Annotated in this window: 13 protein-coding genes; 9 read left to right on the forward strand and 4 right to left on the reverse strand. The window is 73.3% G+C overall.

What is annotated here, in order from left to right; translation table 11 throughout:
- Window positions 1-2,265, reverse strand: coding sequence for a SpoIIE family protein phosphatase (locus ACLJTM_RS07935; RefSeq protein WP_411102709.1), 2,265 nt, complete (start codon window positions 2,263-2,265; stop codon window positions 1-3).
- Window positions 2,266-2,481: 216 nt separating this feature from the next.
- On the opposite strand from ACLJTM_RS07935, the gene ACLJTM_RS07940 reads away from it, so the two are divergent.
- A complete protein-coding gene (locus ACLJTM_RS07940) occupies window positions 2,482-3,222 on the forward strand; it encodes a class I SAM-dependent methyltransferase (RefSeq protein ID WP_411102710.1) in 741 nt (246 codons plus the stop codon).
- A 24-nt stretch (window positions 3,223-3,246) separates the two neighbouring features.
- On the opposite strand, the gene ACLJTM_RS07945 is transcribed toward ACLJTM_RS07940, so the two are convergent.
- On the reverse strand, window positions 3,247-4,155 hold the full coding sequence (locus ACLJTM_RS07945) for an alpha/beta hydrolase fold domain-containing protein (protein ID WP_411102711.1): 909 nt from the start codon (window positions 4,153-4,155) through the stop codon (window positions 3,247-3,249).
- Window positions 4,156-4,366: 211 nt separating this feature from the next.
- Between ACLJTM_RS07945 and tdh the strand changes: the two genes are divergently transcribed.
- The 5 genes from tdh to ACLJTM_RS07970 all read left to right on the forward strand — a co-directional run bounded on the left by tdh (window position 4,367) and on the right by ACLJTM_RS07970 (window position 9,846).
- On the forward strand, window positions 4,367-5,395 hold the full coding sequence (gene tdh / locus ACLJTM_RS07950) for an L-threonine 3-dehydrogenase (protein WP_411102712.1): 1,029 nt from the start codon (window positions 4,367-4,369) through the stop codon (window positions 5,393-5,395).
- A 270-nt stretch (window positions 5,396-5,665) separates the two neighbouring features.
- The gene (locus ACLJTM_RS07955; protein WP_411102713.1) at window positions 5,666-6,943 is read left to right on the forward strand and encodes a glycine C-acetyltransferase; all 1,278 of its coding nucleotides are present in this window, start codon (window positions 5,666-5,668) and stop codon (window positions 6,941-6,943) included.
- 127 nt (window positions 6,944-7,070) lie between these two features.
- A complete protein-coding gene (locus ACLJTM_RS07960; RefSeq protein ID WP_411102714.1) occupies window positions 7,071-7,985 on the forward strand; it encodes a LysR family transcriptional regulator in 915 nt (304 codons plus the stop codon).
- Between the two features lie 640 nt (window positions 7,986-8,625).
- Complete coding sequence (locus ACLJTM_RS07965; RefSeq protein WP_411102715.1) at window positions 8,626-9,243, forward strand: TOPRIM nucleotidyl transferase/hydrolase domain-containing protein; 618 nt, start codon at window positions 8,626-8,628, stop codon at window positions 9,241-9,243.
- A 75-nt stretch (window positions 9,244-9,318) separates the two neighbouring features.
- Window positions 9,319-9,846 (forward strand): NUDIX hydrolase family protein, encoded by a 528-nt coding sequence (locus tag ACLJTM_RS07970; RefSeq protein ID WP_411103267.1) that lies wholly within the window; start codon window positions 9,319-9,321, stop codon window positions 9,844-9,846.
- 788 nt (window positions 9,847-10,634) lie between these two features.
- Here ACLJTM_RS07970 and ACLJTM_RS07975 read toward each other — a convergent pair.
- Window positions 10,635-11,414, reverse strand: a complete 780-nt coding sequence (locus tag ACLJTM_RS07975) for a DeoR/GlpR family DNA-binding transcription regulator (protein ID WP_411102716.1) — start codon at window positions 11,412-11,414, stop codon at window positions 10,635-10,637.
- A 225-nt stretch (window positions 11,415-11,639) separates the two neighbouring features.
- Between ACLJTM_RS07975 and ACLJTM_RS07980 the strand changes: the two genes are divergently transcribed.
- The 3 genes from ACLJTM_RS07980 (at window position 11,640) to ACLJTM_RS07990 (ending at window position 14,896) form a co-directional block, all read left to right on the forward strand.
- On the forward strand, window positions 11,640-12,542 hold the full coding sequence (locus ACLJTM_RS07980) for an SIS domain-containing protein (RefSeq protein ID WP_411102717.1): 903 nt from the start codon (window positions 11,640-11,642) through the stop codon (window positions 12,540-12,542).
- On the forward strand, window positions 12,539-13,375 hold the full coding sequence (locus ACLJTM_RS07985) for a class II fructose-bisphosphate aldolase (RefSeq protein WP_411102718.1): 837 nt from the start codon (window positions 12,539-12,541) through the stop codon (window positions 13,373-13,375). Before ACLJTM_RS07980 ends, ACLJTM_RS07985 begins: the two co-directional genes overlap by 4 nt.
- A 330-nt stretch (window positions 13,376-13,705) precedes the next feature.
- The gene (locus ACLJTM_RS07990) at window positions 13,706-14,896 is read left to right on the forward strand and encodes an acyl-CoA dehydrogenase family protein (protein ID WP_411102719.1); all 1,191 of its coding nucleotides are present in this window, start codon (window positions 13,706-13,708) and stop codon (window positions 14,894-14,896) included.
- 169 nt (window positions 14,897-15,065) lie between these two features.
- On the opposite strand, the gene ACLJTM_RS07995 is transcribed toward ACLJTM_RS07990, so the two are convergent.
- Window positions 15,066-15,215, reverse strand: coding sequence for a hypothetical protein (locus ACLJTM_RS07995; RefSeq protein ID WP_411102720.1), 150 nt, complete (start codon window positions 15,213-15,215; stop codon window positions 15,066-15,068).

The raw sequence follows: 15,215 nt of genomic DNA on the forward strand, positions 1-15,215 counted from the left end.
TCAGGCCGCCTCGGGGCCTCCCGTACGGGACGCCAGCAGCAGGGCGATGTCGTCCGGGCGGTCGTCGCTGCCCGTTCCGCTGATCAGCCGGTCGGCGGTCTCGGCCAGCGGGGAGGGCCGGGCCGAGGCCAGCGCCGCGCGCACCCGCTCGATCCCCACGTCGATGTCCGCACCGGGCCGCTCCACGAGCCCGTCCGTGAACAAGGCCAGCACCGCGCCCCGCGCAAGCCGCAGTTCGGTGACCGGATAACCGGCCTCCGGGTCGATGCCGAGCACCACCCCGCCCGGCAGGTCCAGCACCTCCGTCCGGCCGCCCGGGTGGCGCAGCAGCGGCTGCGGATGCCCGGCCCGCACGGCCGCGGCGCTGCCCGACACCGGGTCCAGCAGGACGTAGCAGCAGCTCGCGAACTGCCCCGGATCCAGGTCGATGAGCAACTGGTTGGTACCGCTGACCACTTGTTGCGGACTGCTGCCACTGAGCGCGAAAGCCCTTACCGCACTGCGTAGTTGGCCCATCGTCGCCGCCGCGGCCACCCCGTGCCCCTGGACGTCGCCGATGACCAGCGCCAGCAGGCCGCCGCCCGTCTCGATGACGTCGTACCAGTCGCCGCCGACGTCCATCCCCTGCGTGCCGACGAGGTAGCGGGCGACCGTCTCCACATGCTCCAGCACCGGGAGCCGGTGCGGCAGCAGGGCCGACTGGAGACCGCGGGCGAGCGCCGCCTCACTGTCGTAGCGCCGCGCCCGCTCCAGGGCCTGCGCGATCAGCCCGGCCAGGGCGGTCAGCACCGTGCGCTCCTCCGGGCTGAACCCGCGGGGCGCGTCGAAGCCGAGGATGCACGAGCCGACCGGGCGCCCCGAGGCGATCAGCGGCAGAAATGCGCGCGCCCCCACGTCGGTGTCCAGCGGGATGCCCGGATAGGCGGCCGCCAGGTGCTCCATCGACTCGAAGAACAGCGGCCGCCCCGAGGTCAGGCACTCCACGCCCGGCAGCCGGGCGTCCAAGGCGACCCCGTCGAACTGGTGGAGGAACCCGCGGGGGAAACCGATCTCCCAGGCCATGTGCAGATGCCGCTCGTCGAGCAGGTAGATCGCCAGCTGGCGGCCGCCGAACGCGGGCAGCAGCTCCTCGGTGACCACCGCCGACACCTGGCGGGCGGTGACCGCCTCGGTCAGGGCGATGGCCAGGGCCACCGGCCGGTACAGGGCGCCGGCCCGGTCCGCGGCCGAACCGAGCCCCGCACCCGGCCGGGTCACCGAGGCCGGCGTATAGGCGGGCCGGTCCGTCGTGCCGATCGTCAGCGTCACCCCCGTGCGCCCCGGGTACAGGCCCACCGCAAGCCACTCCCCGGGTGGCTCGGAAGCCCGCCTGGCCGAGAAGTGCACCGGCTCGCAGGACATGAAGGCCGCCCGGAAGTGGTCCTGGTAGGCGGGGTGTCCGAGCCAGGGCAACGCCTCCCACACCACCTGCCCCAGCAGCTCCCGTCCATCGGCGCGCAGCAAGTCCTCCGCCGCCGTGTTGACGAAGGCGATCCGGCCCCGCCGGTCCACCGACAGCACGCCCTGCGCGAGACGGTCCACGGCCTCACGGCCATCCCGGTCACGGCCACCCCGATCATCACGGCCACCCCGGTCACCGCCACCCCGGTCACCGCCGCCGCGCGCCCCCTCGGCCGCGTCCCCGCCCGCCCCCTCGGCCGCGTCCCCGCCCGCGCCGCCGCCCGCGTTCCCGGTCGGCGGCTCTGCCAGCACCGGGTCGCCCTCCCAGAGCACCGCCGTGCCCGCCTCGGCCAGCGCGGCGAGGTCCCGCCCCAGCCGGTCCGCGGCCTCCCGCAGCCGCTCCCGGTCGCGGGAGGACACCGGCAGGCCCGGGGTCGCCCCGCGCAGCACCAGCAGGACGCCGAACCGCTCCTGTCCGGCCGTCACCGGCTCGTACAGCGAAGCGAAGGGGAAGGGCAGCCCGGCCATCAGCTGGGGGAAGCGGCGCATCGCCCCCTCCGCGTCCGTCAGGTGCACCGACTGCCCCGACCGGTACGCCTCCGCCACGGGGTACGGCCGGTTCACGTGCATCCGCCACCAGGGGCGGAACAGCGGCCCCGGAAGCCCCGTGAGCACCGCCATCAGGAGCAGCCCGGGCGTGCCGGAGCGCAGATACACCCCGCCCGCGTACCCGCCTGCTGCCGCCACCGCCTCGGAGGCCGCCCGCGCGAGCACCTCGGCCACGGCGTCAGGGGCGGGGCCGTCGCTGTCCGGTCTCGCCGTCACACCGCCAGGATGCGCCCTCCGCGGCGGTGACCGCACCCCGGGCCGCGCCCCCGCCGTCCCGGGCAGAACCGCCGACGGGAAGCCCCGGGCGCCGCGATAGGCCGACCGCGTCCCCGTCCGAGGGACGCACGGGTGTACGGACCGCAGCCCGCAAGCGGCGCAGGGCACGATACGGACGCATCGCACCCACCCCCGGCCCGCCCCGGAAGGCACACCATGCGGTTCCAGTACGACACCCTCGGCGAGCGCTACGCGGAGTCCACCGTCACCTCGGCCGCCTTCTCGGCGGCCGACATGTACACCCTGCACGGCGCCCTCGACGCGCTGGGCGGCGTACACGGGCTGGACACCCTCGACCTGGCCTGCGGACACGGCCACAACACCCGCCTGCTGGCCCGCGGCGGCGCCCGCCGGACCGTCGGGGTCGACGCCTGCGAACAGCTGATCGCGCTGGCCCGCGAGCACGAAGAGGCCCGCCACGTCCCGGACATCGAGTACCACGTGACCGACGCAGCCGGCCTCCCCGACCTCGGCCCCTTCGACCTCGCCACCGCCGTCTACCCCTTCAACCACACCCCGGACCGCACCTCGCTGCACGCGACGTTCCGGTCCCTGCGCGCCAGCCTGCGCCCCGGCGGACGGCTCCTCGCCATCGTCCCCAACGCCGGAGCCTTCCCCCGCGTGGACTGGTCGCCGTACGGGGTCCGCATCCTCGACCGGGTCCACGCCGGGGACGCACCCCTGCTCAAGGCGCACTTCCTCATCGACCCGCCGGTGCCCTTCGAATTCCACGAATGGGCCCACGCCGATCTCGCCGAGGCAGCGGTCGAGGCGGGCTTCGGGACCGTCGGCTGGCAGCCCAACCGCACACCGCCCGCCGACTCCGTCCGCGACGAGGCGTACTGGACGGCCTACCGCGCCTGGCCCATCAGCTCGCTCATGACCTGCACGGCCTGAACCGTGACGGACAGCCGCCCGGCGTCATCCCGCCGGTGCCGACCGGACCAGCTCCACGATCCGCTCGCGCGCCGCCCGGCCTTCCGGCACCGGCATCAGCGGGTACACGTGCGGCAGCCCCGTACCCACGTGGAACTCCACCTCGACCCCGGCCGCACGGGCCCGCTCCCGCAGCTCCCTGCTGTCCGTGTGCAGCAGGTCCCGGGTCCCGGTGAACACCGTCAGCGGTGCCAGACCCTCGAACGACCCGTGCAACGGGCTCACCCGGGGATCACCCACCGGCAGGTTCCCCGCGTACAGGCGACCCGCCTCCCGCAGACCCGGCCGGGCCAGCATCGGATCGTCCGCCTCGATCGCCGCCTGGTCCGGATGGCTCGTGCTCACGTCCAGCCACGGCGAGATCAGCACGATCCGCGAGGGCTGCGCCCCGGTACGCTCCTGCAGCCACTGCGCCGCGGCCAGCGCCAGCCCGGCGCCCGCCGAGTCCCCGACCAGCACCGTCCCGCCCGGGCCGCCGCCCGCGATCAATCCGCTCAGCAGATCGGCGGCCACCGGCACCGTACGGTCGGCCGTCCCGCGCGGAGCGAGGATGTACGCCGGTACGACGACCCGCGCCCGGGCCTGCGTCACCAGGGTCCGGATCAGCGCCCAGTGCGGCCGCACCAGCTCGCCGACGTAGGCGCCGCCGTGCACGTACAGCACCCGGGCCGCCGGCTCGGCGCCGCGCGGGCAGACGTCGTACACCGGCCAGGCCCCCACGAAGGTCCGCGAGATCTCCGCGACCCGTCCCAGCGACCGCGGCGGGAGATGGGAAGCGGGCCGGCGGGCGGACTGCGCCACCCGGGTCCGAACCGCTTCGGCACTCGCCAGCCGTCTTCGCCGTCCCGCCGCGGCCAGCGCCGCCGACAGCGCCCTGCTGCGCAGACTCGGCACGCCCCCCACCTCCCCTTTTCCCCCGCGCCGCCACCGGCCGGGCCCCACCACGTCACCCCAGGAGCATAGGTGTGAAGCTGCGCTGTCGGCCCGCTTAAGAAAGTCTCGATGGACTGATCACCACGCATCTCGGCAGATTGGTGACCGTCACCGACGCCGTCCGCGCCCCGCGCCCGCGCGGCGCCTCCTTCCGCATGCCTGGAGCCACCCCATGAAGGCACTCGTCAAGCACAAGGCCGAGCCCGGGCTGTGGCTCATGGACGTTCCCGAGCCCGAGTACGGCCCCGGCGACGTGCTGATCAAGGTGCTGCGCACCGGCATCTGCGGAACCGACCTGCACATCCGCGCCTGGGACGGCTGGGCGCAGGGCGCCGTCAAGACGCCTCTCGTCCTCGGCCACGAATTCGTCGGCGAGGTCGCCGCGCTCGGCTCCGACGTCCGCGACATCGAGGTCGGCGCCCTGGTCAGCGGCGAGGGCCACCTGGTGTGCGGCAGGTGCCGCAACTGCCTGGCCGGCCGCCGGCACCTGTGCCGCAGCACCATCGGGCTCGGCGTCGGGCGCGACGGAGCCTTCGCCGAGTACGTCGTGCTGCCCGCGCAGAACGTCTGGGTGCACCGCACCGCCGTCGACCTGGACGTCGCAGCGATCTTCGACCCGTTCGGCAACGCCGTGCACACCGCCCTGTCCTTCCCGCTGGTCGGCGAGGACGTACTGATCACCGGCGCCGGACCGATCGGGATCATGGCCGCCGCCGTCGCCCGGCACGCCGGAGCCCGCAACGTGGTCATCACCGACGTCAGTCCCGAGCGCCTCGAGATCGCCCGCAAGGCCGGCGCCACCCTCGCGGTGAACGTCGCCGAGACCTCCATCGCCGACGCGCAGGCCCAACTCGGCCTGCGCGAGGGCTTCGACATCGGCCTGGAGATGTCCGGCCGCGCCGAGGCCATGCGCGACATGATCGACAACATGACGCACGGCGGCCGGATCGCCATGCTGGGCCTGCCCGCGCAGGAGTTCCCGGTGGACTGGGCGAAGGTGGTCACCTCGATGATCACCATCAAGGGCATCTACGGCCGCGAGATGTTCGAGACGTGGTACGCGATGACGGTCCTGCTGGAGGGCGGGCTGGACCTCGGCCCGGTCATCACCGGCCGCTACTCGCACCGCGACTTCGAAGCCGCCTTCGACGAGGCGTCCACCGCCCGCAGCGGCAAGATCATCCTGGACTGGACGGCGTAACGGCGTGACGGCGTAACACCGTCCCCTCCACCGGGCGCTCCGGAGCATGCGGCGCAACGCCGCCGGCTTCCGAGAACGTCCCGGACCGGCCGGCGCAACGCCGCCGGCTTCCGAGAACGTCCCGGACCCGCCGGCGCGACGCGCCGCCTCCCGACCCGTAGACCATCCCCCTCCGGCCGGGCCCCGCACACCCTCTCCCCTCCGCGGGGCCCGGCCCCCCTCGCCCCTCCGCCGCCTTCGCCGCCCGTGCCGCACAAGGAGAAACCCACCATGTTCGAGTCCGTCCGCGAGGACCTGCGCACCACCCTCGACGAGATCCGCGCCGCAGGCCTGCACAAGCCCGAGCGCGTCATCGGCACCCCGCAGAACGCCGCCGTCACCGTCACCGCGGGCGGCACCGCCGGGGACGCGGCCGCCGGGGACGCGGCCGTCGGGGCCACGACCGGGGACGGCTCCCGCCCGGTGGCCGGGGGAGAGGTCCTCAACTTCTGCGCCAACAACTACCTGGGCCTGGCCGACCACCCCGAGGTCGTCACAGCGGCCAAGGACGCCCTGGACCGCTGGGGCTACGGCATGGCCTCCGTCCGCTTCATCTGCGGCACGCAGGAAGTCCACAAGGAACTTGAGGCACGGCTGTCAGCCTTCCTCGGCCAGGAGGACACGATCCTCTACTCCTCCTGCTTCGACGCCAACGGCGGCGTCTTCGAAACCCTTCTCGGCGCCGAGGACGCGGTCATCTCCGACGCCCTCAACCACGCCTCGATCATCGACGGCATCCGGCTCTCCAAGGCCCGCCGCTTCCGCTACGCCAACCGCGACATGGCAGAGCTGGAAGCCCGGCTGAAGGAGGCCGCCGACGGCGGCGCCCGACGCAAGCTCATCGTCACCGACGGCGTCTTCTCCATGGACGGCTACGTCGCCCCCCTCGACGAAATCTGCGACCTCGCCGAGCAGTACGACGCCATGGTCATGGTCGACGACTCCCACGCCGTCGGCTTCGTCGGCCCCGGCGGCCGCGGCACCCCCGAACTGCACGGCGTCATGGACCGCGTGGACATCATCACCGGCACCCTCGGCAAGGCCCTCGGCGGAGCCTCCGGCGGCTACGTCGCCGCCCGTACGGAGATCGTGGAGCTGCTGCGCCAGCGCTCGCGCCCCTACCTGTTCTCCAACTCCCTCGCCCCGGTCATCGCCGCGGCCTCCCTCAAGGTCCTCGACCTGCTGGAGTCGGCCGGCGACCTGCGCGACCGGCTCGCCGCCAACACCGCGCTCTTCCGCGCCCGGATGACCGAGGCCGGATTCGAGATCCTGCCCGGCGACCACGCCATCGCCCCGGTCATGATCGGCGACGCCGCCGAGGCCGCGAAGATGGCCGAGCTCCTCCTGGAGCGCGGCGTGTACGTGATCGGCTTCTCCTACCCCGTGGTGCCGCTCGGCGCGGCACGCATCCGCGTGCAGCTCTCCGCCGCCCACTCCACGGCGGACGTGGAACGCGCGGTGGCGGCCTTCACGGACGCCCGCGCGGCGCTGGCAGCCACCGGGGCCTGACCGGCCGCGCCCGCGCAGGTACGCGCGCCCGCCCCGCAAGCAGAATCCGAAGCCGGCAACCTTGCGGGGCGGGAACGGCGGGGCGGCAGAGGCCGGTGAGCTGCGAGCGGCCTGAGACAATGGCAGGGTGATCGACCCCCGCCGGCTGCGCATCCTGCGCGCCGTGGCGGACCACCGTACGGTGACCGCCGCGGCCGCAGCCCTCTACCTGACCCCGTCCGCCGTCTCCCAGCAGCTCGCGGCGCTGGAGCAGGAGACCGGCCACGCCCTGCTGACACGCAGCGGCCGCGGCGTACGGCTCACCGCGGCCGGCGAGATCCTCGTCGGACACGCCAACGAGGTACTGGCCCAGCTGGAGCGCGCCGAGGCGGAACTCGCGGCGTACGCGGCCGGCGCGGCGGGCGAGGTCACGGTGGCCGCCTTCGCGACGGGCATCGCCGAGGTGCTCGCCCCGGCCATCGCCCGCCTCGCCCTGGACCAGCCGGGCATCCGGCTGCGGGTGCGGGACGCCGAAGGCGACCAGAGCCTGCCGCTGCTGCTCGACGGCGAGGCCGACCTGGCGCTCGCGGTCGAGTACCGCGGCGGCCCCGGCGCGGACGACGCCCGGCTCTCGGTCCTCCCGCTGTACGCGGAGCCCTTCGACGCGGTCCTGCCCGCCGGACACCCGCTGGCCGACCTGCCCGCGGTATCCCTGGCGGACCTCTCCGACTCGGACTGGGTGGGCCAGTACCCGGGCAACCCGTGCCATGACGTGACCCTGCTGGCTTGTGAACTCGCGGGATACCAACCCCGGTTCAGGCACTGCTCCGATGACTTCCGGGCGGTCACCGCCTTGGTGGGCGCGGGCGCCGGCGTGGCTCTCGTACCGCGATCCGCCCTGCGGGGCATGGACCTCAAGGAGGTCCAGGTCCGCCCGGTGACGGGCCCGGCGGCCACCCGCCGCGTCTTCGCGGCCACCCGCCGCGGCGCCGAGTCCCACCCACTGATCGCCCCGGTCCTGGCCGCATTGACCCGCGAAGCGGAGCGGTTGCCCACGCATTAGCGGTCGCGCACCCGAGGAGCCGGTGGCCCTGGGCGGGGGCGGCTTGGCCGGGCGGGGGCTTCGGGGGGCTCTGTGCCGCCTGGGCGGGATCGGGGAGGTGTGGGGGTTTCCCGTCAGTCCCAGGGTCCTTCCGGGTCGGGCCGTCCCCTCAAGGGCGCTCCTTCGTCGCGTCGCTGCGCGATGGCCTGCGGCCACCCTTGACCGGCCGTCCCGCCCCGGAAAGACAAGGACTGTCGGGAACCCCCCAAAAGGACGCTCACCGGGGACAGGCCAACATTCGGGCCGGCCAGCGATGGGCGGGTGAGTCGGGGGACGCATCAGACCATGACCCCTGCCACTCGGCATAGCGTCTGCACCCCGTCTGTGGCCGTACATAGGCCGCAACAGATCGCTACACACTGCCACTCGGCTCAGCGACTGCGAGCCGTCTGGGACTGGGCATAAGCAGCCCACGGTCCGGTGCCCCCTGCCACTCGGCTTGGCGGCCGGCACCCGCCTGTGGTCGTACGTACGCCGCACGCCGTGCGGTGCTGGCCGGTCGGCGGCGGGGGGTAGTTGGCGGCTGGGAGCACTGCCGTGTGCCGCACGGGGCCGGAGAAAATCGCTGCCTCCCGGCGCGCAAAGGGCGGAGACTCTCCTCATGTCTGACATGGGATCTTTCCGGGACGCGGTGACCGCATGGGCAGCAGGCGGCCCCGGCGGGCGCGCGCGTGAGCTGGCCTCCGAGCTGTCCGTCCGCGTCGTCGTCCTGCTGGAGGGGCCGAGCGACGTCGCCGCGGTTGACGCGCTGGCCGAAAGCCGGGGCCGGAACCTGGCAGACGAAGGGGTCTGCGTGCTCTCGATGGGCGGAGCGATGAGCGTGGGGCGGTACGCCGGCCTCCTCGGTCCGACCGGTCTGGGCCTGCGGCTCACGGGTTTGTGCGACGAGGCGGAACGGGGCTTCTATGCCCGCGGCTGGGAACGGGCAAGTGCCCCACAGGAAGGGTTCTTCGTCTGTGCAGCCGATCTGGAAGACGAACTCATCCGTGCGTTGGGCGTGACGCGGGTGGAGGAACTCGTGGAGGCAGAAGGCGATCTGCGCCCCCTCCAGACCTTTCTTCGCCAGCCGGCTCAGCAGGGCCGCAGCCCACAGCAGCAGTTGCGGCGCTTCTTCGGCACGAAGAAGGGGCGCAAGATCCGCTACGGCCGCGTCCTGGTCGAAGCCCTCCTGCCCGACCGCGTTCCCGCCCCGCTTGACGGTCTGCTCACCGGCCTCTGACCACCTCGCAACGACTGGTCCGCGCTGGTCCCTGCGGTCGCAGCACCCGGAAAGTATGATCGAGCAATGTCTGACATGACCGAGACCACGCCCGGCTGGCTTTCCACGGATGAGCTGGAAATGGCCAGGGCCCGCATGCCGATCCTGTACGTGGAAGCCGTACCCGTACGGGTGGACGACAGCGGTGAAGTCACCAGCATCGGGCTGCTGCTGCGGATCGGTCCGGACGGTACGGTCAGCCGGACCCTGGTGTCCGGCCGTGTCCTGCACCACGAGCGTGTCCGTGACGCGCTGCTGCGGCACTTGGAGAAGGACCTCGGCCCGGTGGCCCTGCCCCGCGTCCCCGCTTCCCTCCAGCCCTTCACGGTCGCCGAATACTTCCCCACGGCCGGTGTCACCTCATACCACGACCCCCGCCAGCACGCGGTGTCCCTTGCCTACATCGTGCCGGTGGCAGGCGATTGCCGCCCCCGTCAGGACGCCCTGGACCTCGTCTGGTTCAGCCCCCAGGAGGCGGCCTCCTCTGCAGTGCAGGACGAGATGCCGGGCGGGCACGGCGTGCTGCTGAAGCAGGCACTCGCCCACGCCGGACACATCTACTGACCATCCGCCCCCACACACAACACCACCCGGTCGTAGGGCAATTGGCACCACCCATCCCTCAGCCGACCGCTGGATGCCCTACCCAGACACCAATACGACGATGAGGGCCTACCGGAGGCCATCGGGGTGGCGGCAGGCGTCTCCATCCATGCGGCCCGCACACGCCAAACCGAGCAGCATAGGGCAGCGGAGACTCTGCGGCCTATGCCCAGCCGCAGACAACCGGCGGCCGCCAATCCGGGAGCCGGAGGGCAGCGGACCGTGGGCGGCCTATGCCCAACCCCAGGCGACCGGCGGCCGCCAAGCCGAGTGGCAGGGGGCACCGGACCGTGGGCCGCTTATGCCCAGCCCCAGGCGACCGGCAGTCGCCAAGCCGAGTGGCAGGGGGCACCGGGGAGCCCGCGGCCTATGTACGGCCACAGACGGGGTGCAGACGCTGTGCCGAGTGGCAGGGGGCATGGTTTGATGCGTCGCCCGACTCGGCCGCCCATCGCTGGCCGGCCCGAATGTTGACCGGTCCCCGGTGAGCGTCCTTTTGGGGGGTTCCCGACAGTCCTTGTCTTTCCGGGGCGGGACGGCCGGTCAAGGGTGGCCGCAGGCCATCGCGTAGCGACGCGACGAAGGAGCGCCCTTGAGGGGACGGCCCGACCCGGAAGGACCCTGGGACTGACGGGAAACCCCCACGCTTCCCTGATCCCGCCCAGGCACCACAGAGCCCCCCGAAGCCCGCCCCCAGGCACCCACCCCGCTCCCCGAGCACCCGCCCCACCCCCTACACCCCCCACCCCCTACACCCCCCGCACCTCCACCCCCGCCGCCTCGAAGGCCTTGGCGGTTTGCGCCGGGAGGGCCGTGTCCGTCACGAGGATGTCCACCGACGAGGTCGCGCAGATGCGGGCGAAGGCGCGGGCGCCGAGTTTGCTGGAGTCGGCCGCGACCACCACCCGGCGGGCCCGTTCGCACAGCAGGCGGTTGACGGAGGCTTCGTCCTCGTGGCGGGTCGCCGCGCCGTCCACCGGGTCGAAGCCGTCCACGCCGAGCACCGCGGTGTCCACGCTGAGCTGGCCGAGGACCGATTCGGCGAGGGGGCCCGTGAGCTCGTACGACTGCGGGCGGGCCACGCCCCCCGTCAGCACGATCTTGAACTGCGGGCGGATCACCAGTTCGCCCGCGATGTTGAGGGCGTTGGTCACGACCGTCAGCGCCGGTGTGCCCGCGGCCAGGTCCGGGCGCGCGGCCAGGGCGCGGGCGACTTCGGTGGTCGTGGTGCCGCCGGTCAGGCCGATCACCTCGCCGGGGGTGATCAGGTCCGCGACGGCCTCGCTGATCCGCCGCTTCTCGGCGGCGCGGCGGGATGTGCGGTAGCGCAGCGGAAGTTCGTACGAGACCCCGTGCAGCACCGCACCGCCGCGAGTACGGACCAGGAGCTGCTGCTCGGCCAGCTGGTCCAGGTCGCGGCGGATGGTTGCCGCGGATACGCCGAGGGCCTCGGCCGCGGGCTCCACCTCCAGCTCGCCCCGGTCCACGAGCAGGTCCAGCAGTGCCTGCCAGCGCTCCTTGCGGGTCATCGGCCGCCCCCTTCGCTGAGCTCCATCGGCCTACCCGCCGACATTAACCCAGGGGATCGCCCCGGAGATGCTTGAAGTTGCGCAAAACTGCCCGCTACCGTGCAGGAAAGTGCAAGAATCCCCACCCGCCCAGCCACCCACCCGCCCACCCGCCCCGGAACATCGCCGCCGGAACATCGCCACCGGAACATCACCACCGGAACCTCGCCGCACCAGGGAGCCTGCATGAGTCACGTCGCGTACGAGTTGGGCACGCAGCCCGAATGCTGGGAGCGGGCCGCCGAACTGGCCCCGGCTCAGCGGACGGTGCTTCCGAAGCGGGGTGAGCGTACCGCGATCGTCGGCTGCGGGACCTCGTACTACATGGCCCAGGCGGCGGCCGCGCTGCGTGAGGAGGCCGGGCTGGGGGAGACCGATGCCTTCCCCGCCTCGGAGTTCCCCCGCCACCGGCGCTACGACCGCGTCGTCGCCCTGACCCGCTCGGGCACCACCACCGAAGTGCTGGACCTGCTGGCGGGGCTGCGGGAGGCGGGCGTGACCACCACTGCGGTCATCGGCGATCCGGCGACCCCGGTGATGGCGGTCGCGGACGACCTCGTCATCCTCGACTTCGCGGATGAACGCTCCGTCGTGCAGACCCGGTTCGCGACCACGGCTCTGACCTTGTTGCGCGCCCACCTCGGGCTGCACGGCGCCGGCGTCGTCGGCGACGCCCGGACCGCCCTGGCCGAGCCGCTGCCCGCCGGGCTGGAGAGCCGGGGCCAGTTCACCTTCCTCGGGCGCGGCTGGAGCGTCGGCCTCGCGCACGAGGCGGCGCTGAAGATGCGCGAGGCCTCGCTGTCCTGGGCGGAGTCCTACCCGGCGATGGAGTACCGGCACGGCCCGATCAGCATCTCCGGCCCCGGTACCGCCACCTGGTCGCTCGACCGGGCGCCGGAGGGGCTCGCCGAGCAGGTCGGCGCCACCGGCTCCCAGTGGGTGGCCGGCCGGCTCGATCCGCTGGCCGAACTGGTCCGGGTGCACCGGCTGGCGCTCGCCGTCGCCGCGCACCAGGGCCTGGACCCGGACGCGCCGCGCCACCTGACCCGTTCCGTCGTCCTCACCACGGGTGAGGAGGCGGTCCGATGAGCCTCGTCCCCGCGGGTCCGCTCGTCCAGGACGCGGCCGCCGCGGGCCGCGCCGTCGCCGCGTTCAACATCATCACGCTGGAGCACGCCGAAGCCGTCGTGGCCGGGGCGGAGCAGACAGGGCTGCCGGTCATCCTCCAACTGAGCGAGAACGCGGTGAAGTTCCGCGACGGGCAGCTCCTGCCGATCTCCCGCGCGGCCGCCGCCTGCGCGGCCGCGGCGGCCGTCCCGGTCGGCCTGCACCTGGACCACGTCAAGAGCCCCGACCTGCTGAGGCAGGCCTGTGACGCCGGTTTCAGCTCCGTGATGTACGACGCCGCGCACCTGCCCTACGGCGAGAACCTGGAGGCCACCCGTTCCGCCGCCGACTGGGCGCACGCCAACGGCCTGTGGATTGAAGCGGAGTTGGGCGAGGTGGGCGGCAAGAACGGAGCCGCGCCGCTGGACCCGCACGCGCCCGGCGCGCGTACGGACCCGGACGAGGCGCGGCGGTTCGTCGCCGACTCGGGGGTCGATGCACTGGCCGTCGCCATCGGCAGCAGCCACGCCATGACCAGCCGGACCGCCGCCCTGGACCACGCGCTGCTGGCCCGGCTGGCCAAGTCGGTGGAGGTCCCGCTGGTGCTGCACGGGTCCTCCGGGCTGCCGGACGCCGAACTTGCGGCGGCCGTCGCCGGAGGCATCCGCAAGGTCAACATCGGGACCGCGCTCAACCTGGCCATGACCGAGGCCATCCGCACCCATCTGACCCCGGCCGACCCCCGGCCGTACCTGGCGGCGGCCCGTACCGCGATGACCGCCACGGCCGCCGCCATGATCAGCGCGCTGACCTGACGGCGCCACGGGAGCCACCCTGCACGGCGTGCACCGACCTGACGGAAGCACGACAGCCGGGGGGGGCCTCCCCGGTCGGCACGACGCGGGGCAACCGACACGCGCGCCGTACGCCGGTTCACCGGCCCCCGGCCCCCGGCCCCGGCACCCCGAACCCACGGCCCCACCCCCCACACACACACACGCACGGCCCCCCGCACCCCCCATACCCCCAGGGTCGGCGGCCCGGAGCCTTTCCGGGTCGCCGACCCTTCCGCATTCTTGGAACAAGTTCTAGTCTGCCCCCGCCGCCACAGCGACCGGCTGGACCGCGAGACTCCCGGAGGGGCCGTGCACCTCGAATACACGCCAGAACAGCAGCAGTTGCGCGCCGAGCTCCGCGCCTACTTCGCCGAGTTGGTGCCCGAGGACGTCTACGCCCGCTACGAGGACCCGGCCGCCCAGAAGCGGTTCTACCGCCAGACCATCCGCCGGCTCGGTGCCGACGGCTGGCTCGGGGTCAGCTGGCCCACGGAGTACGGCGGCCGCGGCATGTCCCCGATGGACCAGTTCATCTTCTTCGACGAGGCCGCGCAGGCCGTCGTACCGCTGCCCCTGATGGCCCTGAACACCGTCGGCCCGACGATCATGCAGTTCGGCAGCGACGAGCAGAAGGCGTACTTCCTGCCGAGGATCCTCTCCGGCGAGATCGACTTCGCGATCGGCTACAGCGAGCCCAACGCCGGCACCGACCTCGCGGCGCTCACGTGCAAGGCCGTCCGCGAGGGCGACGAGGAGACCGGCACCTACGTCGTCAACGGCCAGAAGATCTGGACCACCAACGGCGACACCGCCGACTGGGTCTGGCTCGCCGTCCGCACCGACCCGGACGCACCCGCCCACAAGGGCATCACCATGCTCCTGGTGCCGACCTCCGACCCCGGCTACTCCTGCACCCTGATCAACACCCTCGCCTCGCACGACACGACCGCCAGCTACTACGAGAACATCCGGGTGCCCGCCCGCCACCGCGTGGGACAGGAGAACAAGGGCTGGCGCCTGATCACCAACCAGCTCAACCACGAACGCGTCACCCTGGCCGCGCACGGCACCATGGCCATCCGTGCCCTGCACGACGTCCAGCGCTGGGCGACCGCCACCAAGCTCGCCGACGGCCGCCGGGTCATCGACCTCGCCTGGGTCCGCGGACGCCTCGCCCGCACCCACGCCCGTCTCGACGCGATGAAGCTGCTCAACTGGCAGATGGTGGAGGCGGTCCAGAACGGCACCCTGACACCGCAGGACGCCTCCGCGGTCAAGGTCTACGGCTCCGAGGCGCGCCGTGACGCGTACGCCTGGCTCATGGAGGTCGTCGGTGCGGCCGGCTCCCTCAAGGACGGCTCCGCCGGGGCCGTCCTGCACGGCGAACTCGAACGCGGTTACCGCAGCGCCGTGATCTTCACCTTCGGAGGCGGCAACAACGAGGTGCAGCGCGAAATCATCTCCTGGATCGGCCTGGGCATGCCCCGCGTCCGCCGCTGACCGTATCCACCCGCCGCCCCGTGCGCCGCTCCCGCCGGATCCCCCGCCGACCACCGGCTCCACCCGCCCCCCGGACAGCCGTCACCCCGCCCGCGGACAACCGTCACCCCGCCCCCGGACAACCGTCACCCCGCCCCCGGACAACCGTCACCCCGCCCCCCAACGCACGTCACCCCGCCCCGCCTCCGCGCGTCTCCCCGACGTGGGCGGCATGCCGCCCCGCGCCGCCGGGTAGGTCCAGGGCGGGAGCGAGGAGGGCGGCGGCGGTGCGCGCGCGGCGGGCGTGGTCGGCGCGGTCGGCGCCTCGCTTCGTCCGCAT

Source organism: Streptomyces sp. cmx-4-9 (assembly GCF_046548835.1).
GTDB lineage: Bacteria > Actinomycetota > Actinomycetes > Streptomycetales > Streptomycetaceae > Streptomyces.